The sequence below is a fragment of the Enterococcus sp. AZ095a genome (assembly GCF_050546735.1).
Lineage (GTDB): Bacteria > Bacillota > Bacilli > Lactobacillales > Enterococcaceae > Enterococcus_D > Enterococcus_D entomosocium.
The window spans coordinates 1,184,452-1,204,978 of record NZ_CP172953.1; the positions used below are offsets into that span (position 1 = coordinate 1,184,452).

The 20,527-nt window shown below is 43.4% G+C and carries 25 protein-coding genes and 1 other annotated feature; of the genes, 18 read left to right on the top strand and 7 right to left on the bottom strand.

Annotation, left to right across the window (positions count from 1 at the left end; translation table 11 throughout):
• Positions 1 to 102 precede the first annotated feature (102 nt).
• The 6 genes from IGJ26_RS05525 to IGJ26_RS05550 form a co-directional block, all read right to left on the bottom strand.
• Entirely contained in the window at positions 103 to 1,497 is a 1,395-nt protein-coding gene (locus IGJ26_RS05525) for a Y-family DNA polymerase (protein ID WP_194199416.1), read from the bottom strand.
• Positions 1,498 to 1,751: 254 nt separating this feature from the next.
• Positions 1,752 to 2,138, bottom strand: a complete 387-nt coding sequence (locus tag IGJ26_RS05530) for a VOC family protein (protein ID WP_061053912.1) — start codon at positions 2,136 to 2,138, stop codon at positions 1,752 to 1,754.
• A 64-nt stretch (positions 2,139 to 2,202) separates the two neighbouring features.
• On the bottom strand, positions 2,203 to 2,613 hold the full coding sequence (fosX, locus tag IGJ26_RS05535) for a FosX/FosE/FosI family fosfomycin resistance hydrolase (protein WP_008381069.1): 411 nt from the start codon (positions 2,611 to 2,613) through the stop codon (positions 2,203 to 2,205).
• A gap of 70 nt (positions 2,614 to 2,683) precedes the next feature.
• On the bottom strand, positions 2,684 to 2,935 hold the full coding sequence (locus IGJ26_RS05540) for a hypothetical protein (RefSeq protein ID WP_005237045.1): 252 nt from the start codon (positions 2,933 to 2,935) through the stop codon (positions 2,684 to 2,686).
• A gap of 330 nt (positions 2,936 to 3,265) precedes the next feature.
• A complete protein-coding gene (gene rpmG / locus IGJ26_RS05545; RefSeq protein WP_005229384.1) occupies positions 3,266 to 3,415 on the bottom strand; it encodes a 50S ribosomal protein L33 in 150 nt (49 codons plus the stop codon).
• Between the two features lie 137 nt (positions 3,416 to 3,552).
• Positions 3,553 to 4,512: an ABC transporter substrate-binding protein gene (locus tag IGJ26_RS05550; RefSeq protein ID WP_086372706.1), complete on the bottom strand. Its 960-nt coding sequence runs from the start codon at positions 4,510 to 4,512 to the stop codon at positions 3,553 to 3,555.
• 202 nt (positions 4,513 to 4,714) lie between these two features.
• On the opposite strand from IGJ26_RS05550, the gene IGJ26_RS05555 reads away from it, so the two are divergent.
• The 9 genes from IGJ26_RS05555 to IGJ26_RS05595 all read left to right on the top strand — a co-directional run bounded on the left by IGJ26_RS05555 (position 4,715) and on the right by IGJ26_RS05595 (position 10,974).
• Positions 4,715 to 5,506 carry an ABC transporter ATP-binding protein gene (locus tag IGJ26_RS05555; RefSeq protein WP_005237041.1) on the top strand — a complete coding sequence of 264 codons (792 nt, stop codon included), beginning with the start codon at positions 4,715 to 4,717 and terminating at the stop codon, positions 5,504 to 5,506.
• A complete protein-coding gene (locus tag IGJ26_RS05560) occupies positions 5,503 to 6,483 on the top strand; it encodes a FecCD family ABC transporter permease (RefSeq protein WP_005237040.1) in 981 nt (326 codons plus the stop codon). The genes IGJ26_RS05555 and IGJ26_RS05560 overlap by 4 nt, the downstream gene beginning before the upstream one ends.
• Complete coding sequence (locus tag IGJ26_RS05565) at positions 6,483 to 7,460, top strand: FecCD family ABC transporter permease (RefSeq protein ID WP_194199418.1); 978 nt, start codon at positions 6,483 to 6,485, stop codon at positions 7,458 to 7,460. Before IGJ26_RS05560 ends, IGJ26_RS05565 begins: the two co-directional genes overlap by 1 nt.
• Before the next feature lie 90 nt (positions 7,461 to 7,550).
• Positions 7,551 to 8,090, top strand: coding sequence for a 5-formyltetrahydrofolate cyclo-ligase (locus tag IGJ26_RS05570; protein WP_016613156.1), 540 nt, complete (start codon positions 7,551 to 7,553; stop codon positions 8,088 to 8,090).
• A gap of 12 nt (positions 8,091 to 8,102) precedes the next feature.
• Positions 8,103 to 8,771 (top strand): rhomboid family intramembrane serine protease, encoded by a 669-nt coding sequence (locus IGJ26_RS05575; protein ID WP_005237037.1) that lies wholly within the window; start codon positions 8,103 to 8,105, stop codon positions 8,769 to 8,771.
• A gap of 30 nt (positions 8,772 to 8,801) precedes the next feature.
• Positions 8,802 to 9,011 (top strand): YqgQ family protein, encoded by a 210-nt coding sequence (locus IGJ26_RS05580; protein ID WP_005229394.1) that lies wholly within the window; start codon positions 8,802 to 8,804, stop codon positions 9,009 to 9,011.
• Entirely contained in the window at positions 9,011 to 9,982 is a 972-nt protein-coding gene (locus IGJ26_RS05585) for an ROK family glucokinase (protein ID WP_005229395.1), read from the top strand. The genes IGJ26_RS05580 and IGJ26_RS05585 overlap by 1 nt, the downstream gene beginning before the upstream one ends.
• 82 nt (positions 9,983 to 10,064) lie before the next feature.
• Entirely contained in the window at positions 10,065 to 10,466 is a 402-nt protein-coding gene (locus tag IGJ26_RS05590) for a rhodanese-like domain-containing protein (protein WP_005237036.1), read from the top strand.
• A 151-nt stretch (positions 10,467 to 10,617) separates the two neighbouring features.
• Positions 10,618 to 10,974 (top strand): DUF488 domain-containing protein, encoded by a 357-nt coding sequence (locus tag IGJ26_RS05595; protein WP_005237034.1) that lies wholly within the window; start codon positions 10,618 to 10,620, stop codon positions 10,972 to 10,974.
• A gap of 56 nt (positions 10,975 to 11,030) precedes the next feature.
• Here IGJ26_RS05595 and IGJ26_RS05600 read toward each other — a convergent pair whose 3' ends face one another.
• Positions 11,031 to 11,198 (bottom strand): DUF3042 family protein, encoded by a 168-nt coding sequence (locus IGJ26_RS05600; RefSeq protein WP_017144401.1) that lies wholly within the window; start codon positions 11,196 to 11,198, stop codon positions 11,031 to 11,033.
• A 150-nt stretch (positions 11,199 to 11,348) separates the two neighbouring features.
• Here IGJ26_RS05600 and IGJ26_RS05605 point away from each other — a divergent pair, with 150 nt between their 5' ends.
• From IGJ26_RS05605 to argF, 9 genes are all read left to right on the top strand, one after another.
• Positions 11,349 to 12,506 (top strand): galactokinase, encoded by a 1,158-nt coding sequence (locus tag IGJ26_RS05605; protein WP_194199419.1) that lies wholly within the window; start codon positions 11,349 to 11,351, stop codon positions 12,504 to 12,506.
• A 41-nt stretch (positions 12,507 to 12,547) separates the two neighbouring features.
• Positions 12,548 to 13,546: a UDP-glucose 4-epimerase GalE gene (gene galE / locus IGJ26_RS05610; RefSeq protein WP_034878687.1), complete on the top strand. Its 999-nt coding sequence runs from the start codon at positions 12,548 to 12,550 to the stop codon at positions 13,544 to 13,546.
• Between the two features lie 3 nt (positions 13,547 to 13,549).
• Positions 13,550 to 15,034, top strand: coding sequence for a UDP-glucose--hexose-1-phosphate uridylyltransferase (galT, locus tag IGJ26_RS05615; protein WP_005237015.1), 1,485 nt, complete (start codon positions 13,550 to 13,552; stop codon positions 15,032 to 15,034).
• A 32-nt stretch (positions 15,035 to 15,066) separates the two neighbouring features.
• On the top strand, positions 15,067 to 16,047 hold the full coding sequence (locus tag IGJ26_RS05620; protein WP_061053918.1) for a LacI family DNA-binding transcriptional regulator: 981 nt from the start codon (positions 15,067 to 15,069) through the stop codon (positions 16,045 to 16,047).
• A 264-nt stretch (positions 16,048 to 16,311) separates the two neighbouring features.
• Positions 16,312 to 17,037, top strand: coding sequence for a tRNA (adenosine(37)-N6)-threonylcarbamoyltransferase complex dimerization subunit type 1 TsaB (gene tsaB, locus IGJ26_RS05625; RefSeq protein WP_430599940.1), 726 nt, complete (start codon positions 16,312 to 16,314; stop codon positions 17,035 to 17,037).
• Complete coding sequence (gene rimI, locus IGJ26_RS05630; RefSeq protein WP_005237007.1) at positions 17,021 to 17,563, top strand: ribosomal protein S18-alanine N-acetyltransferase; 543 nt, start codon at positions 17,021 to 17,023, stop codon at positions 17,561 to 17,563. The genes tsaB and rimI (IGJ26_RS05630) overlap by 17 nt, the downstream gene beginning before the upstream one ends.
• A complete protein-coding gene (gene rimI, locus IGJ26_RS05635; RefSeq protein WP_016613163.1) occupies positions 17,556 to 18,029 on the top strand; it encodes a ribosomal protein S18-alanine N-acetyltransferase in 474 nt (157 codons plus the stop codon). The genes rimI (IGJ26_RS05630) and rimI (IGJ26_RS05635) overlap by 8 nt, the downstream gene beginning before the upstream one ends.
• Positions 18,022 to 19,041 carry a tRNA (adenosine(37)-N6)-threonylcarbamoyltransferase complex transferase subunit TsaD gene (gene tsaD / locus IGJ26_RS05640; protein WP_194199420.1) on the top strand — a complete coding sequence of 340 codons (1,020 nt, stop codon included), beginning with the start codon at positions 18,022 to 18,024 and terminating at the stop codon, positions 19,039 to 19,041. The genes rimI (IGJ26_RS05635) and tsaD overlap by 8 nt, the downstream gene beginning before the upstream one ends.
• Positions 19,042 to 19,177: 136 nt before the next feature.
• Positions 19,178 to 20,191 carry an ornithine carbamoyltransferase gene (argF, locus tag IGJ26_RS05645; protein ID WP_005237003.1) on the top strand — a complete coding sequence of 338 codons (1,014 nt, stop codon included), beginning with the start codon at positions 19,178 to 19,180 and terminating at the stop codon, positions 20,189 to 20,191.
• Between the two features lie 80 nt (positions 20,192 to 20,271).
• Positions 20,272 to 20,465: a binding site (T-box leader), on the top strand.
• The last annotated feature ends 62 nt before the right edge of the window (positions 20,466 to 20,527 follow it).

Sequence of the window (20,527 nt, forward strand, 5' to 3'; positions counted from 1 at the left end):
AAAGGGGGAGATGGGGGCCTCGAAATTACATAAATCTTTAAAAAATGGATCGTTTGTTAATGTTATCTTAAGATTTGTCATCGAAAAGGAAAGAAAAACGAGTCAAGTGCCGGTATTTTTTGAACCATCAGCAAACGGTTCTTTTTCTTTTTGCTGATGGACAGGTCCTATGTTGGCGATCCCATCTAGACCACCAGCGTGACCACCGACTAATTTGCTGCGTGCAATGGCACGAGCGCCTTCCATTCGGCTTGTGGCATGAACGATCGAAGTGAAGCCGTATTTCTCACGAATCTTATCGATGATCAAATCTAATTTACGCTGGCGTAATTGCGTTTCTGCTTGCTCAAAAAGATCCAGCTGGACATTTTCTGTATAAACCAATTTTGAATAGGTGATACCGATGTGGCGAACGACTTGCCCGGTATAAAATTTTCGAAAGAGAAATAGGCAATGAGCAACAAGCTTACGTGTATTGTCAGTTGGCGGGATTTTCATTTGTCGGGAAAAGCCAGAGGCAGTTTCACCAAAGGCTACGCCGATGTAAACATTGATACAAGCGGTCTGACAATGATGGCGGCGAATTCGAGCGGCAACTTGCTCTGCCATTTCCTTGATGACGATCTCGATTTCTTCTTGTAAATAATAATTGCGATGTAGGACCTGACTATTGCCGTAGCTTTTTTCCATGACCTGCGGTGTCGGTTCGGCTAAAATGGTGCGGTCAATGCCGTGAGCGTGATGGTAGAGCTGCTCACCAATGATTCCCATGCGACTGCGCAAAAGATCAGGACTGGCATGAGCCAATTGTTCAATAGATTCAATCCCCATCAAGTGAAGTCGTTTTTCTGTGCGTCGACCGATTCCCCAAAACTCAGTCATGGGGCTGATTTGCCAAACTTTTGTCGGGACATCTTCGTAGGTCCATTCGGCAATCAAGGAACGGTTGTGTTTGGATTCGTTATCTAAAGCTAGTTTTGCTAACAAAGGATTGTCACCAATACCGATGGTGACATACAATTTCGTTGTTTCGTAAATGTCTTTTTGAATTTGCTGGGCAATCAGCCAACGTTTTTCTTCGCGAGAAATCGTGTTATCAGGAATGAAAAGATCCAGTGTACGGGTCAGATCCATCATCGTTTCGTCGATTGAATAGAGCAGCAAATCATCTTGTCCAACATATTTGCGAAAGACATTATTGACTTTGGTGTTTTCTTTGATATAAAAACTCATACGTGGCGATGCTTTGTACAAATCGGGATGCGTCGGCAGATTGTCATTGCGGGTCACATTTGAAATTCCTAAAGCCGATTTTGCCTTTGGGGAAGCCGCTAAGATTAAGCCGTTTCCAGTATTGTCAGAATGAGACATGACGACCAGCATCGCTTGGATAGGGTCTAAGCCGCGCGAGATGCATTCGACAGAAGCATAAAAACTTTTGACATCGATAAATAAGATATCGCGTTTTGGCTCGAGCGCATAATTAAAACCACCCATTTTTATCACTCCTTACCGAGATTATACGAACGTTTGTTCTTTTTTGTCAAGCGAACAGGAGCGGATGGGTGGATTTGTTTTTTTATAGAGAGATTATTTTTGGCTTATAATGATGGGAAACGTTGTTTTATAAGGGATACATTCATTTCAGGTTATCAGAATCCGATTGGACATAAAAACGTGATTTTGTCTTTTTACCCGAAGGTGTGATTAAAAAAACAGCCGATCCATTGGACCGACTGTCGTAGCTTAAATCAATTTTCGGCAGGTAGCATTGCAAACAAACTTAAGAGATTGCCGTCTATATCTTTGACGATGGCATAGCGTTGCCCCCAAAAGGCACACCAAGGTTCTTTGAAAGACTGATACCCGGCAGCTACGACTTTTGCATGAAGGGCATCAACCTCTTCAGGGGAATCACATAAAAAGGCTAATTCAATTGTGTCACCAACAGTCATTGGTGCATGTCCGTAGATCCCGGCAACCATCTGGCGGCTATTCAAAGAGATGCGAACCCCGTCGTTTGCTAATTCCATATAATCTTCTGAGTGCTGACCTAATGGCGTGAAGCCAAGTACTTGATAAAAAGCCAGTGCCTGTTCCATGTTTTTTGTGATAATACCAACCATATCTAGTTTCATTGTTTTCTTCCTTTCTTGTGGGAATTCTTTCCATAACAGTCAATGCAGTTGCTAGCAATGAAGATTACCTCGTTTCTGTCAGACGGTAATGGTGCAACCGTTCAGCCAACGTACCAGTATGTAGTTCAAACAAATGGTTGTCATCGTCGTAAAAGTAAATGGAAGCACCTTCGCCTTTGATACGAGAACGATCTTTTTCGATCTTCAATCCTAGTCCTTGGATGCGCGTAATCAAGGAATCGATTTGAGTTTGATCGATTTTAAAGGCAATATGGTTATACGTTTTCGGCAGCTTCTGGGAGGCATCCTCCATAACAGCAAGCCATAAGCCATCGATCAAAAAGAATTTTTCTGGGAAGTAAGAATGGGGCTGGTCTCGGCTATCATAAATTTCCTCTGCTTCAAACAATGTTTCCAACATCGTTGTCGTCTTTGCTAAATTCTGTACGATCAACGTGATATGGGAAATCTCCATCGCATCAACACTCCTTCGTTATGACGAAATAGGGGGAAGAGAAAAAATTAGTATCAAAATAAGCATTATGTTAGTGATTGTAAAATACCAATAGGAAGAGCAGAACATAAAACAGTGCATCAGTTGTGCAAGGAATAACTTTCTTCTTGTATTTTGTCCAAAAGAAGACATTTATTAAGAAGAGGATAATCACTGTCGGTAAGCTAAAGGTCCAAGCAGGGTGTTTAATGAAAATGAAAAGCATATTTCCAATAAGAGCAAAAAGAAAAGCGCCATAAAACAGACGATAGTTACTAGGTAGATACGTAAAATTGCCAAGCATGGGTTCACCTCCTATAGGCAGTATAGCATGAAAGGATCGACTGGCACTCAAAGTATATTGAAAGGACAGCTAGAAGAAAAAGCTAGTTCATGTTCTATGTGCCGCCTTTGTTGAACATTAGTTTCTTTTTTACATTATACATTAAAATTTATTTATACGTCGCTTCAAAGAAAAAGTTGGCTCAAAAGTTCAAAGCAAATAAGTGAAAATAGGGGAGTGGTTGTGTAAATAGGGAAATAAAAATGCAGCAGCTATCATTGCAAAATGTCTGAAAAAAAAGAAGTTCGCAAACGCCTTGGTTATCAGCGTTTGCGAACTTCTTAAATAGTATTATTTTGTTTCGCGGTGTAAAGTAACTTTTCTTTCACGTGGGCAATATTTTTTCTTTTCCAAACGATCAGGATTGTTACGTTTGTTTTTGTTTGATAAGTAGTTGCGTTCTTTACAAGAAGTGCACTCTAATGTGATGTTTACGCGCATGATTTTCCCCCCTAACGATACAAGAATCCTCTAAGAAATCTCTCAGACTAAAATATAATAGCATGTTTTGTGCGGGAATGCTAGCTTTTTCCTGAAATTTGTTAAGTAGTTTTACTTGACGAATTACTTGAAACGCATTAGTCCAATTTGCTCTGGATATCTTCGATCATTTTGGTATAGGCGATAGGACCGTTGTAGAGCCAGCTTGATTCAGGACCGAATTCCCATAAATGATTGTTTTTGACTGCATCAAGATTTTGCCAGACTTGTTCGCTGAAAAAATCAGCGCCTTTATCACTATTCACTAAAATCAAGTAATCGGCATCCAATTCTGCCAATTTTTCCAGAGAAACGGCAGACCAGTCAGCAGTGGCACTTTCACTGATTTCTGAAACAAGCGAGGGAACTTCAAAACCGAGTTCGTGATACAGCAGTTGACCACTTGATTTTGTTTCTGAAACCATGAAGACAGAATTATTGACCACCCATAAAACAGCAATCGACTTGCCTTGGATTTGATCAGCGTACGTTTCCTTGGTAGTAGCGACTAAGTCATCATAATCAGCTTCTACTTGGGCAGCTTCCTCTTCTTTGTGTAAGACCTTTGCGATATCTGTCAGACGTTCACGCCAGGTTACTTCCTCGCCATTTGTGACCACATAGGTCGGCGCGATCTTACTGTACTGATCATATTTGTCGCCTTCCACCATGGAATTGCTATCCATCAGCAGTAGGTCTGGCTCAAAGCTCAAGACATCTTCATAGGGCAGATCATAGTTGATTCTTGGCACATCTGCTAGTTTATCTTGCAAGTATGCTTGATCACTGTCATTGCCGACTGTCCATTGAGCAACCGGGGTTACCCCTAAAGCGACCAAATAATCTTCCAAGTAACTACCGATCACCCGTTGTGGGTTTTCGGGAACAGTGACTTCATTTCCCATCGCATCGGTAAAGGTTGTTGCTATTTCTGAAGAAGTAGTGGCTTTTCCACTGCTATCCGTTGAGTCATTATTCGTACCGCAAGCACCCAGTAGGATAAGGGAGCAGGCTGCTAGCAGGGTAAGCCAAGTACTTCTTTTTGACCATTGTTTCATAGAAAAACTTCCTCCTTTGTTAAAAGATGAGCACTTATCATTTTAATTGAGAATAATTCTCATTTGCTGATTGCTATTATTACGGAGAAACGCTGATTTGTCAATCTTATTTTTTTATTTCCTTTTTTTAGAACTATTGACGAATAGTAGGATTACATTCATAATTGATAAGCATTATCAATCAATTATTTTGGGGACGAATATGGCGAAATTACGAACAGTTGACTTGAGTGTCGGCTATCAAAAACAAAAAATTGTGCAAGATCTAACAATTGAGATTCCAGAAGGGAAAATCATCGGCTTGATTGGCCCGAACGGCAGTGGAAAATCGACATTTTTAAAGGCACTCGCCCGAATTTTACAGCCTTTGTCTGGTGAGGTCCTATTAGATACACAAAACCTCCAGAACATCAAAACCAAAGAAGTGGCTAAAAAGATTGCGCTGCTTTCACAAGTTAGCGATTCATCGATTGGCTTGACGATTCGCGAAATTGTTTCTTACGGTCGTTTCCCCTATCAAAAAGGACTGAATAGTCTATCGGAACAAGATCTTGCAGCGATCGACTGGTCTTTGCAAGCAACTGGTTTGACGGCACTAGCAGAAGAAGTGATCAGTACGCTGTCAGGGGGGCAAAAGCAGCGCGTATGGATCGCCATGGCACTGGCGCAAGATACGGATATCGTGATTTTAGATGAACCAACAACCTTTTTAGATCCTGCACATCAATTAGAAATTTTGCTCTTATTACAGCAAATCAATAAAACCTATGGGAAAACGATCATTATGTCGATTCATGACCTGAATCATGCGTCACGTTTTTCTGATTATATTTACGCATTAAAAGGTGGAGAGCTTTTGGTTTCCGGTACACCGGAAACGGTACTGACCAAAGAATGGCTGCAGCGTTTGTTTGAGATCGATGCCGTGTTAGGTACCTTTCCTAATAGTACAAAGCCGCTGGTCTTGACCTATGAGTTAGGAGCGCAGATATGAAAAAGTTTCCTTGGCTGCTGCTGCTTTTTAGTGGCTGCTTTATTATCTGTTTCTTTTTAGCGATCACTCAAGGAGCAGCGGACCTTTCTTTTGAAACGATCTGGGATGCCGTCTTTGCTTTTGATTATGAGAATCAGCTGCATCAAGTCTTGCGCAATATTCGGTTGCCGCGTGTTTTGGCTGCTTTTCTAGTAGGAAGTTGTTTTGCTGTTACAGGAGCCATCATGCAGGGGATTACGAGAAATCCCTTGGCAGATGGTGGTCTTTTAGGTGTCAATAGTGGGGCTGCCTTGGGACTAGCGATCGCATTTATCCTCTTTCCTAGTGTGCAACCGAGTCAAGCGGCGCTGTTTTCCTTTTTTGGTGCGTTTGCGGCAACTGGGCTGCTTTTTTTACTGACCAGATACGCCAAACTAGGCATGTCGCCCACGGGACTGATTTTGGCTGGTGTGGCATTAAGTTCTTTTTTCTCAGCCATTAGTCAAACTCTGTCATTGCAATTTGATTTAAACCAAGAGATAGCCTTTTGGTTTATCGGTGGTGCGGCGAATGTGACTTGGCAGCAACTGCGTTTTGTGGGCCCCATCTATCTGATCGCCATCGTTTTTGTGCTACGGCTAGGAAAAGCCCTCAATCTGTTAGCACTAGGAGATGACACCGTCATTTCATTAGGCAAGCACCCGCATCTGATTCGGGCATCTGCCTTACTGTTAGTCGTAGTTTTGGCGGGAATGGCGGTTTCGCTTGTAGGACCGGTCAGCTTTGTCGGCTTAATGGTTCCTCATGTCGTGCGGGGGATGGTGGGCAAAAACTACCAATTAATTTTGCCTTTGACGATCATTGGAGGTGGGACCCTAGTGATGGCCGCTGATCTGGCAGGTCGCTTGATCAATCCCCCTTTTGAGACACCCTTTGGGATACTGATGGCATTGATCGGTGTGCCTTTTCTATTGGTCAAGATACGGAGGGAAGACTGATGAAAAAAACACTCTTTGTTTTTTTTCTACTGGTGATGGCCGCTTTTTTAGGAAGTGTCATGGTGGGAAAAACAATCTTAACCTTTCAGACATTAGGGGCAATCTTTCAAGGTACGGCTTCTTCGAGTCAGGTACTGACGTTTACTGAGTTTCGACTACCACGGGCTTGTCTGGCGCTGATCGCCGGCGGTGCCTTTGGTTTTTCTGGTTTTGTCTTGCAGGGGGTGACGAGAAACGAGCTGGCTGATGCAAGTATCGTAGGAATCAACAATGGCGCGGGTCTCTTTGTAATGATCTACTTAGGGGTTTATACCCAAGGATCGCAGCTTTTACCTGTCGTTGGGATCTTCGGTGGCTTGTTGGCTGCTGTACTGGTCTATTTGATTGCCTATAAACACCGCCAATTGTTGTCGATGGAGCGAGTGCTGCTGGCGGGAATCGCCGTCAATGCAGGGTTGGCCGCGGCTACTTTACTTTTTACGGTGGAATTATCAAAAGACCGCTATCGCTTTGTAACAGCATGGCTTTCTGGATCTATCTGGGGAACCTCGTGGCAGCAAATTACCAGTCTGCTTCCTTGGGTCATCGTATTGTCTGTCGCAGCTTTCTGGACCGTACCTAAACTTAATCTGCTTGGTTTTGGTGAGGAACAGGCAATTAGCTTAGGGGTTTCTTTGACACGGTTGCGGACGTGGTTTTTAGTGATTGCGGTTGGTTTGGCTGCCAGTACGGTTGGCTATACCGGTAATTTAGCCTTTGTGGGCTTATTGGCGCCTCATATCGCCAAGGGACTCATCGGCAGAGAATCTCGCTGTGCCTTTTTCTTAGCGGGAATGATCGGCAGTCTGCTGGTCTTAGTAAGTGATACGATCGGTCGTTTACTATTGACAAGCGGTGAGATCCCAGCTGGTATCATCATTTCTATCGTGGGGGCACCGTACTTTGTCTTTTTACTGATCCGGCGTAAAGAAGGATGAGCAGATAGTCATGATCTTGCCAAGAAATCTGCGATTCTAGTTTGCTATTTGGACACAGTTTTTGGTACTATTTCTGAGAGGAGTGATCCAATGGAAAAACCAGTCATTAGAGAGCACATGATCCAAACATTAAAAAAAATGCCGAGCAAACAAAAGCAGCAGAAAGAAACGGTGATTTTGCAGTTGCTGTTTTCTTCTCAGCTTTGGCAAACGGCTAAGTCAGTAGGAGTGATCCGTTCGTTGCCATTTGAATTTGATACAGCGGCTATTTTTGCTAAAGGATTTGAACAAAACAAACGAATCGCAGTGCCGAAAGCACAACAAAAAAAATTGCAGTTTTATCATGTGGAGCCGGTAACGCGTTATGAAACGTCGGCATTTGGGGTTGAAGAGCCGATCAGTGAGCAAGAAGCCCATCACTTGGATTTACTCATTGTTCCCGGCTTGGCTTTTTCGAAAAAAGGCTATCGCATCGGCTTTGGCGGCGGCTATTATGATCGTTTCTTGTCTGCTTTTGATGGCAAGACCGTTTCTTTGGTCTTCGGAGAACAATTCAACGATCAATGGACACCAGATGTATTCGACATTCCAATCGATAAAATCTATACGGATTCGCTTATTCGCACGTAAAGGAGCACGTCAATGAATTCTCAAATGAAAAGATGGCTGAATCAGCCGATCTTCACGTATCTATTTTTAGCTATCCAAACTATTGTGTTTATCTTGGGTTATTTTAGTCCCTCTATTCAATCAGGCGGGGTGATGTTTGGTCCGTTTGTCGTCTATTTAAATGAATATTGGCGTTTCGTTACCCCAATCTTTCTGCATTTCGGGTTGGCACATTTTGCGATCAACTCTGTGATTCTCTATTATATGGGGCAACAAGTAGAAGCCATCTATGGTCATAGCCGTTTTTTTGCCTTGTATTTACTAAGCGGCATCATGGGCAATACCATGAGTTTTGCTTTCAACCAAATAGGGGTTCAATCAGCAGGCGCTAGTACTTCATTATTCGGGCTTTTCGGGGCATTTTTGATTTTAGGTTGGCATTTTAGAAATGATTACCGCATCCAAGCAATGGTACGGCAATTTGCCCTATTCGTTGGATTGAACCTGGTTTTTGGGGTGTTTGATCAAACGATTGATATGTGGGGACACATTGGCGGGATCCTCGGTGGGTTATTGTTAGGGAATCTTTTGGCATTGCCAAAGAACTATGGAAAATATTCGATCCACACCAGAATCCTCTCTGGCGGACTCTTTGTTTTCTTATTGGCTATTTTTGTGATATATGGTTTTAAAAAATATTAATTACTTGTATAATAAGCAGGAAGTGGTTAAATGGAAACGTTATATGACGTACAACAATTACTGAAACAATTTGGTGTTTACGTATATGTCGGCAAGCGGATCTACGATATAGAACTGATGCAAATCGAGTTGAAAAACTTTTATGACAGTCGCTTGATAGATCGGGATGTATATCTGACTGCCCGGCGAATTCTTACGCGGGAGCATCGAATTGAAGAAAGCCGGGAGGAAAACAAGTGATGGACAAAAAAATCATCGGAATTGATTTAGGCGGAACAACGGTGAAATTCGCTATTTTAACGAGCGAAGGCGAGATTCAGCAAAAATGGAGTATTGACACCAATATTCTTGATGAAGGCTCACATATCGTGCCAGAAATCGTGGCATCGATCAATCATCGCCTAGAATTATATGGCTTACAGCCGGAAGCATTTATCGGTATTGGTATGGGGACACCAGGAAGTGTCGACCGTGACAAAGGAACCGTCATAGGTGCCTACAATCTGAACTGGAAAACACTTCAGCCAGTCAAAGAACTGATTGAAAAAGGCACAAAAATCCCCTTTGCCATCGATAACGATGCCAATGTAGCAGCTTTAGGTGAGCGTTGGAAAGGGGCAGGGGATAACAATCCTGATGTCATCTTTATCACACTAGGTACAGGTGTTGGCGGCGGTATCATCATGGAAGGGCAATTGCTTCATGGGGTTGCTGGTTGTGCCGGAGAAATCGGTCATATCACTGTTGATCCTGAAGGGTTCGAATGTACTTGCGGCAAACGTGGTTGTTTAGAAACGGTTTCTAGTGCGACGGGTGTTGTGCGAGTTGCTCGACAGTTGGCAGAAGAATATGCTGGCGACTCGGCATTGAAACAACAGCTGGACAATGGGGAAGATGTTTCAAGTAAAGATATTTTTGAAGCGGCTCAAGCAAACGATCCATTTGGCTTGATGGTCGTTGATAAAGTGTGCTTCTACCTTGGGTTGGCATGCGGAAACCTAGGAAACACATTAAATCCATCAAGTATCGTTTTAGGTGGAGGCGTATCAGCAGCCGGTGAATTTTTACGTGAACGGGTTGCTGCCTACTTTGCTCAATTTACCTTCCCACAGGTAACGGAAAGTACTGAAATCAAATTGGCCGAACTTGGGAATGATGCCGGTGTGATTGGGGCAGCATCATTAGCTTTGCAGTTTGCAGCAAAAGCATAGATGACAAGCTGCTAGGCAATGATAGATTAAAGCAGCATAAATCAAAAAAGAATGTTTGTTACAATAGAGAGGAATAGAAGAAATGACACCAATTATGTGGCTAAACTTGGTTTTGGCATTAATAATCTTAGCAATCGCTTTGAACTGGGCGTATTTTCAAATTATGGGACGCCGTTCAGCAACGATCATCTCAGAAGATGAATTTAAAGCAGGAATGAAGAAAGCCCAAGTGATCGACGTTCGGGAAAAAAATGAATTTGACAGTGGGCATATTTTAGGGGCGCGTAATATTCCCTTTACGGTTTTAACCAATTCCTTCAGCGCATTTCGTAGAGATCAACCAATCTACTTATATGACACGCGTAAATCGTTGAGTATTCGCGCAGCAAATAAATTACGAAAAGAAGGCTTTACCAATGTCTATATCCTAAAAGAAGGTTATGAAGGCTGGAGTGGCAAGACGAAAAAGAAAAATAGTTTATAAAAGAGAGAACTTAAGGCAAAAGAACACAAGCAAATTTGAATGAGCGACGAAACACCAAACGGAGTGTTTCAAGTAAGTCATTATTCAATTTACATTGTGGGCTTTTGCCTTTATTTATAGAACTTAGGTCTATCGATAAGGAGAGTGTGCGTTGATCAAGCGAAAAAGAATTTATGAAGTGGCGGAAACGACAGATGGCTATCGGGTATTGGTGGATCGCATCTGGCCTAGAGGAATGAAAAAGGAGGCAGCCCAGATCGATCTATGGCTCAAAGCAGTCGCACCAAGTACTGAATTGCGCAAATGGTTTGGGCATGATCCTGAACGTTTTGATGCGTTTAAAGGCTGCTATCTACAAGAATTAGAGAAAGCGCCAGCTAAAGATGCCTTGGCACGGTTAAAAGCGTTGGTTGCTGAACAACAGACCGTGACCTTACTTTACGGAGCGAAAAATGAAGAACAAAATCAAGCCGTGATTTTGCAGGACTTACTGGAGAAGGCAGAATGATTACCTAAAAGAGCCGCCAGCCTATTGAAGGCTGACGGCTCTTTTTTAGCAAATGATTAGCGGGCAACGCTTTTACGCATCGCGCGTTTCCGTTTTTCATCATGATCTGCTTGTTGTTCGTCAATTGGATCAATCACTTGTTTCTTGACCGTCATAACAACACTTGCAGCTGCAGCAACCGTTGCGACTGTTCCTACTAAAAATCCTGAAAGAAATCGTTTCATCATTAAACACCTCGCCTTTAGTTATAGGTTCATTATGAATGAAAACGGAAAAAATATCAAAAAAAATCACTTTTGGGATTGAAAACGCTTGAAATAATTTAGTAAATAATTTACAATAAGTTTACTAAAAAGAAAGCGGGAGTGAGAAAAATGGAGCAATTGCAACAGATATTTATTGATAAATTTGGAACAGCAGGCACAGGCATGTATTTTGCGCCAGGGAGAATCAACTTGATCGGTGAACACACAGATTACAATGGCGGTTATGTTTTCCCGGCGGCAATCACATTAGGGACGTATGCAGTAGCACGAAAACGTGAAGACCAGTTGATCCAACTCTATTCAGAGAATTTTCCAGAAAAAGGCGTGATCTCCTTTCAGTTAGATGAGCTAGATTACCGAAAAGAAGATGATTGGACAAACTATCCGAAAGGGGTCGTTCGTTTCATAAAAGAAGCGGGGCAAGGGATCGATCGTGGCTTTGACATCGCTTTTTATGGCAACATTCCGAATGGCGCAGGTCTTTCTTCTTCTGCATCGATTGAATTGCTGACGGGGGTTTGTCTAAAAGATCTCTTTGATTTAACCCTGAAGACCTTGGACTTAGTTAAAATCGGCAAAAAAGTCGAAAATGAGTTTATTGGCGTTAACTCAGGGATCATGGATCAATTTGCGATCGGAATGGGTCAAAAAGACCATGCATTGCTTTTAGATACGAACACTTTAAATTATGAAGTCGTACCAGCGGCATTTGGTGATTATGTCGTAGCGATCATGAATACCAATAAGCGCCGCGAATTGGCTGATTCTAAATACAATGAACGACGTGCAGAATGTGAAGAAGCATTAGCTCGTTTGCAAAAATCATTAGCCGTTGATTCATTGGGCGCATTGGACGAAGCAACCTTTTTTGCAAATACAGCATTGATCGATGATCCACGCTTGATCAAACGGGCGAAACATGCAGTGACGGAAAACCAACGGACATTAAAAGCAAAAGCCGCTTTGACTGCTGGTGATCTTGAAGAATTCGGCCAGTTGTTAAATGCTTCGCATGCTTCATTGCGGGATGATTATGAAGTGACAGGGCGTGAACTAGATACATTGGTCGCAGCTGCTCAAGCGCATCCTGCTGTTTTAGGTGCGCGGATGACTGGTGCGGGCTTTGGCGGCTGCGGGATCGCATTGGTCAAAGCAAGTGAATGGGCTGATTTTGAAGCGTCCGTCAAAGCAACCTATTTAGCAGAAATCGGCTACGCAATCGACATTTATCAAGCAAGTATTGATGATGGTGCACGAAAACTGTAGAATAAGAAATGATGAAGGAATTTAGAAAGAAGGCTGAAAATATGGCGATTTTAGTATTAGGAGGAGCCGGCTATATCGGTTCTCATGCAGTCGATCAATTGATCGAACAAGGAAAACAAGTAGTTGTCATTGACAATTTGCTGACAGGACATCGCCAAGCGATCCATCCAGCAGCAACCTTTTATGAAGGGGATATTCGCGACAAAGCATTTTTACAATCGGTTTTTGAAAAAGAAACGATCGACGGCGTGATTCACTTTGCTGCCAGCTCTTTGGTGGGGGAATCCGTAGAAAAACCATTGAAATATTTCAACAATAATGTGTATGGGATGCAGGTCCTCTTAGAAGTGATGAAGGAACATCAAGTGAAACATATTGTCTTTTCTTCTACAGCAGCAACCTATGGGGAACCTGATCATAGTCCAATCACGGAAGAAACCCCAACAAATCCTAAAAATCCTTATGGCGAAAGCAAGTTGATCATGGAAAAAATGATGCGTTGGTGCGATGAAGCCTATGGTATGAAGTATGTCGCATTGCGTTATTTCAATGTGGCTGGCGCGAAGTCGGATGCTTCGATCGGTGAAGACCATGATCCAGAAACACACTTAGTACCGATCATCTTACAAGCTGCTTTAGGACAACGAAAAGAAGTCGCGATTTTTGGGGAGGATTACGATACTCCAGATGGGACTTGTGTTCGTGATTATGTCCATGTCGAAGATCTGATCGCTGCTCACCTGTTGGCATTAGAATATTTACAAAAAGGCAATGAGAGCAATGTCTTCAATTTAGGCAGCAATCATGGGTACTCTGTGAAAGAAATGGTGGAAGCGGCCCGCAATGTAACGAAAAAAGAGATCCCAGCCAGAGTGGCGCCTCGCCGTGCCGGTGATCCAAGTACCTTAGTGGCATCGAGTGAAAAAGCACGAAAGGTTTTAGGCTGGAAACCAGTCTATACCGACGTCGAAGCAATCATCGAGACTGCTTGGAATTGGCATGTCAGCCATCCAAATGGGTATCAAGGGCAGGAGGAATAACCAATGACGATCAGCCAAACAATCAGCGATTTCGTCACTTTAGCAATCAAGGCTGGCGGCTGGATGGAAATGGATCGTATTTATTTGCAAAACCGAGTACTAGCTATGATCGGGGAAGCTGTTTTTGAGCCCAGCGAAATTCGTTCTGTTGCTCGTTCCTCGATTGAATTGATGGACGAACTGGTGGCATGTGCATTGAGCAATCAGCAAATTGGCGATTCTCACGCAGAAAGAGAAATCTTTGAAGCCCAGTTGATGGACTTTTTGACGCCACCGCCTTCAGTAGTCAATGCTTTTTTTGCGCAGCATTATGCCAATGATCCTAAAGAAGCGACGGATTATTTCTTTGAGCTGTGCCGTCAAAATGATTACATCAAGACTCGGGCTATCGCTAAAAATATCGTCTTTCCTGTTGATACGGAGTATGGGGAGATCGAGATCACGATCAATTTATCAAAACCTGAAAAAGATCCGAAGCAAATTGCCCAAGAAGGTACCGCTACTTCTGTAGATTATCCGAAATGTATGTTGTGTTTGGAAAATGAAGGCTACCAAGGAAGAGTCAATTACCCAGCGCGGACCAATCATCGGATCATTCGTATGAATTTGGATAATGAAGCGTGGGGCTTCCAATATTCTCCTTACGCCTATTACAATGAGCATTCGATTTTTCTTTCTTTAGACCATCGGCCTATGAAAATCAATTTGCAAACCTTCGCTCGCTTGTTGCAGATCATTGAAGTGATGCCGCATTATTTTGTCGGGTCCAATGCCGATCTGCCGATCGTTGGGGGTTCGATCTTGTCCCATGACCATTACCAAGGAGGGCGGCATACGTTTGCCATGGCAAAAGCGCCAATCGAACAACACTTTTCTTTGACTGGGTTTCCTGATGTCGCTGCGGGGATCGTGAAGTGGCCAATGTCGGTGATACGATTACAAGCGAAAAACAAACAAAAATTAGCCGCCGCTTGCCAATATGTGTTAGCCCAATGGCAACAGTACTCAGATCCAAGTGTTTCGATCCATGCTTTTTCAGAAGATGGGACGGCGCATCATACGGTGACACCGATCGCCCGCAAGCAAGGAGAGCTGTTTGAAATGGACTTAGTCTTGCGGGATAATAATGTTTCCAAAGAACATCCTGACGGCATTTTTCATCCACATCAAGAAGTGCAGCATATCAAAAAAGAAAATATCGGATTGATTGAAGTCATGGGTTTGGCAGTTCTCCCACCGCGTTTAGCTCCGGAACTAGAAGAAGTGACTGCTTATCTATTGGATCAGCCCAATCAGATCGCGGCTTACCATATACCGTGGGCAGATGCGATCAAAGCCCAGCACCCAGAATGCAATGCCGAAAACGTGTCGCAGATTTTGCGCAATGCATTAGGAGAAGTCTTTACGCAAGTATTGACGCATGCGGGCGTCTTTAAACGAGACCAGACAGGGCAAACGGCCTTTGCTCGCTTTATAGCTACTTTATAAAAAAGTTCCCCGCAAAAAAAGGAGGCTGGAAGATGGCAACGATCAAAGATATTGCACAACAGGCTGGCGTCTCGCCAGCCACTGTATCACGGGTGCTGAATTACGATTCAGAATTATCGGTCAGCTCTGAAACCAAAGAAAAAATTTTTAAAGCCGCAGAAGCACTCAATTACACAAAACATAAAAAAAAGAGTCAGCCAGAAACCAGTAGTATGCGCTTGATCCAATGGTTTGATACCGAGGAAGAATTAGCGGATCTTTACTATTTAGCGATCCGTATCGGGATTGAAAACAAAACCGAAGAATTAGGGATCCGTTTGCTGAAAGAACCCTATGAAGGATTGTCTGATACCGCCGTCGATGGAACGATCGCGCTAGGGAAATTCGATGATCACCAGATTCGTCAATTGAAAAAAAGCCAATCCAATTTGTTGATGGTCGATTTTGACGCATTGGCCCAGGGCGTCAATTCTCTGGTGGTGGACTTTCAACAAGCGGTCGATTTAGTGATCGATGACTTTATTGCAAAAGGCCACCAAAGGATCGGCTTGTTATCAGGCGTTGAGTTTACCAAGGACCATCACCAAGAAATCGAAGACCCTCGGCGCCGGATTTTTGAGGAACGGCTTCGTCGGTTGAAGTTGCACCACCCGCAATATCATCTCAGCGCACCGTTTACAGTAGAGGGCGGTTATGAGGCGATGAAAGAGTATTTGCAGCAAAACAAAGAGTTGCCAAGTGCCTTATTTTCTTCCAGTGATGCCTTAGCGATTGGCGCTATGCGTGCTTTGCAAGAAAAAAACATCAAGATTCCAGATGAGATCGCAATTATCGGCTTCAATGATGTCAGTGTCGCAAAGTACGTCTTTCCGACTCTGTCAACCATCAAAGTTCATACGGAATGGCTGGGGGAGCTGGCAGTGACGACCTTGCTGGATATCATTACGAATGCAGCACCCGTTCCTCGAAAAGTTACGATCGCAACGGAGCTGATTACGCGCCAATCTTCTTAGCAACCAGTTGAATCATCGGAGGATACCGTTACACACGTCAACTGAGTTTTAATGAAATAACAAAAAAATGAATATCGCCTTACCCGAACCTTTAAACAGCCCCGCTGGTTTGCAGCTGCAACCGCGCTTGCTTTTTTCAAAGGTTCGGGTATTGTTGTCCTATTGCTTTTTTTCTTAACACAGGCATCTTTTTGGAGACTTGGTTGGGCATTTGATTAGAATATGGTAGAATATGAGAGAGTTTTTTGAATGGGGAGAAGATAGATGAAAACATTAGCGATTGATACCTCAAACCAGACACTGGCGGTTGCGGTGGTCGATGGTCAAGAAGTGTTGGGACAAAGCCAGACGATGGCGATCAAAAACCACAGCACAGCATTGATGCCTGCCATCGATGGATTGATGCAAGCAGTGGGGATGGCCCCTAAAGAGCTGGAGCAAATCGTTGTTGCGAAAGGTCCTGGTTCGTATACGGGTTTGCGCATCGGTGTCACAACAGCAAAAACGCTGGCACAAACATTGAACATCCCGCTGATTGGTGTTTCTAGTTTGAAAGCAGTCGCTGCCAATTGCGTGGGCGTATCGCAAGTGATCGTCCCGTTGTTTGACGCTCGCCGTCAAAATGTCTACGCAGGTGCCTACCAATGGCATAATGGTACCTTAGAAACAAGGATCAAAGACCAGCATATCTCACTGTCTGAGTTATTGACCCAGCTAAAAGCAGTTGATGGTCAAGAAGTGCTATTTGTCGGCGCCGATACCGTCAAATTTAAAGACATGATCGAGGCGGAACTGCCGACAGCCCATATCAATCAAGTGTCGTTTTGGAATTACCCGAATGGCGTTATTTTAGCTGCTATTGCGAAAGAAGAAGCGCCGGTGGCTTCGATCCATGATTTTGTACCGGACTATTTAAAATTAGTTGAAGCCGAAGAAAAATGGTTAGCCTCGCATGAACCGGGAGTGGATGCTTATGTTGAAAAAATTTAAAACGATGACGGGAAAGTTGGCTCTTTTCCGTCAGATTCAATATCCAGAGCGTAAAAAAGAGATACGAGGGGAAACGTATGTTGTTCGTGAATTAGTCGGTGATGACATTAAAGAGCTGCTGCAGGTGGAGCGTCTCGTGTATGCTGGGGAACTGCCTTGGACCAAGAGCGCCTTTTTGTCAGAACTTTATTCACGGGTCAAACATCTTTATTTGGGCATCTTGCATAATGAACGGATGATTGGGTTTATCGGGGTGCGGATTTTAGGCGCTGATGCCCATATCACCAATATCGCGATCATTCCTGATTATCAAGGAAAAGGGATCGGTTCTTTCTTGCTAGGAGAAATCGAACGTTATGCGAGGAAAAACAAATGCGACCGTTTGACATTAGAAGTTCGCCTGGGCAATCGTGATGCACAACGTTTGTATCGGACCCTCGGGTTTGTTTCACAGGCGATCAAAACGGCGTATTACACTGAAGGCAATGAAGACGCATTGGATATGGTGAAATTTTTAAATGACTAACGAACAAGCAGATCAAACGATCCCGACACCGCAAATGCTCTGGTCATTGGCGGATCAGAGCTATCCCTTTGGCTCGCCTTGGAATTTGCAGCAATTTCAGCAAGATTTGCAAAACAGCAACAGTCGCTATTTGTTTCGTTATGGAAAAACCAACCAAGAGCTGATTGGGTTTCTCTGTTTTCAGCAAGTGCTGGATGAAGCAGAGCTGTTTAATGTAGCGGTTTTACCAGCATATCAAGGGCATGGTTTGGCGAAAGAATTGTTGAAACAAATGGAATCGCTCGTGGAACAAACCGATGGTCGGCGGATCTATCTTGAAGTACGTGTGTCGAATTTACAAGCACAGGCCCTTTATTTGCGCATGGGCTATACGGTCATCGGTCGTAGAAAAAAATATTACAGTCATCCTGAAGAGGATGCGTTGATTATGGAAAAGAAAGTAGGCGGAAAAAAATCAAATGAATGAATTGATTTTAGCCATTGAAAGCAGTTGTGATGAAACCAGTGTGGCAGTGATTAAAAACGGCGACACCATTTTAAGTAACATTGTTGCTTCGCAGATCAAGAGCCACCAGCGCTTCGGCGGTGTCGTACCAGAAGTCGCTAGTCGTCACCATGTCGAACAGATTACTTTGTGCATCGACGAAGCATTGACCCAAGCCAACACACAACCAGAAGAATTATCAGCCGTGGCTGTCACCTATGGTCCAGGGTTGGTTGGGGCACTGTTGATTGGGCTTTCTGCAGCGAAAGCCTTTGCGTGGGCCCACAGCTTACCGCTGATTCCGGTCAATCACATGGCAGGACATATTTATGCAGCTCGCCTAGTGAAGCCATTGGTTTTTCCTTTAATGGCATTATTGGTCAGCGGCGGCCACACCGAATTGGTGTATATGGCAGAAGATGGCTCTTTTGAGATCATCGGAGAAACGAGAGATGATGCCGCTGGTGAAGCCTATGACAAAGTTGGTCGAGTTCTCGGTTTGCCTTATCCTAGTGGGAAAGAAATTGATCGCCTTGCACATCTAGGTAGTGATACGTATCACTTTCCTCGAGCAATGATGCAAGAAGATAATTTTGATTTTAGTTTCAGTGGCTTGAAGAGTTCCTTTATCAACTTTGTGCATAATGCACAGCAAAGAGAGGAAGCATTGTCAGTAGAAAATCTAGCAGCCAGTTTTCAAGCCAGCGTAGTCGAAGTATTGGTTCACAAAACAGTGCGGGCATGCCAAGCCTATCCGGTAAAACAACTGATCGTCGCTGGCGGGGTCGCCGCGAATCAAGGCTTGCGTGACGCTTTACAAAAAGCAATGCAGGAATTGCCGGAGGTAGAACTGTTGATTCCACCGTTGCGCCTTTGCGGAGATAATGCGGCCATGATTGGTGCCTATGCCCATGTTGCGTTGAAAAAGCAGCACCTAGCAGGCCTTTCATTGAATGCTGATCCAAGTGTCAGCTTTGCCCATAGGATTTCTTAAGATGATTGCACCTAAGATCCGTTCTTAGGTGTTTTTTTTGTTTCATTTATGAGCAAACAGAAGATATAGTTGTATTATATTTCATTATTTGATATTCTGATGTATATTTATTAATTATTTGAGAGGCGGGTATGCAATGACATCAGTTTTTAAAGGACGCAGTTTTTTAGCAGAGAAAGATTTCACAAAAGAAGAACTGCAATATTTAATTGATTTTTCCCAGCACTTAAAAGGGATGAAAGCCAACAATCAACCACATCGCTACTTAGAAGGAAAAAATATTGCGCTTTTGTTTGAAAAGAATTCAACACGGACGCGAGCAGCCTTTACGGTTGCAGCGGTGGATTTGGGGGCGCATCCGGAATTTTTAGGGGCCAATGATATTCAGTTGGGGTCTAAAGAATCCGTTGAAGATACCGCCAAAGTATTCGGACGCATGTTTGACGGGATCGAGTTTCGCGGCTTTAGCCAACAGGTCGTCGAAGATCTGGCCAACTATTCAGGCGTGCCTGTTTGGAATGGCTTAACGGATGACTGGCATCCAACACAAATGATCGCTGACTTTTTAACCATTCAAGAAAACTTCGGTGAACTGACTGGCTTGACCATCGCATACTGTGGGGATGGGCGCAACAATGTCGCCAATTCTTTGTTAGTGACGAGTGCGATTTTAGGGGTCAATATTCATGTCGTCACCCCGAAGGCCTTGCAACCAGAAGCAAACATTATCGAACAAGCACAAGCCTATGCTCAGCACTCTGGCGCAAAGATCCTGGTGACGGATGACGTGGATCAAGGTGTTTTAGGCGCTGATGTCGTGTATACCGATGTTTGGGTTTCAATGGGCGAAGAAGAAAAATTTCAAGAGCGGATCGAACAGCTGCTGCCTTATCAAGTAAACCAATCGTTGATGGAAAAAACGCAAAATGACCAAGTGATTTTTATGCACTGTTTACCGGCTTTTCATGATGAACAAACTATTTATGGCAAAAAAGCAGCGCAGGCGTATGGGATTTCTGAGATGGAAGTCACTGACGAGGTCTTTCGTAGCAAGTATGCTCGTCAATTTGATCAAGCCGAAAATCGTTTGCACTCAATCAAAGCGATCATGGCAGTGACTGCCGGGGATCTATTTATTCCTAAAGTATAAAAATAAAATTTTTGAAAAATGCCAGAATCTCGCTAGCCAAACAAACATTTCTTTGCTATACTTTCTGGGAAGTAAATAGCCTTGATTTGATGAAACAAGAGAAGTAGCGATTCGAGTATCAGTTAGCGAGTTCGGGGTGGTGGAAGCCGAATTGATCAGATTGTGAAACGCACTTGTGAGAATTTGCTAAGCAAACGGAATTCTGCCGTTATCAGAAAAAAGTGGGTCCGAAAAGGACAATCAGAGTGGTACCGCGGGAAATCTCGTCTCTAGTGCAAGTTATGCGCTAGAGGCTTTTTTGTTTTTATCAATCATTTCTTGCATGAAAAACATACA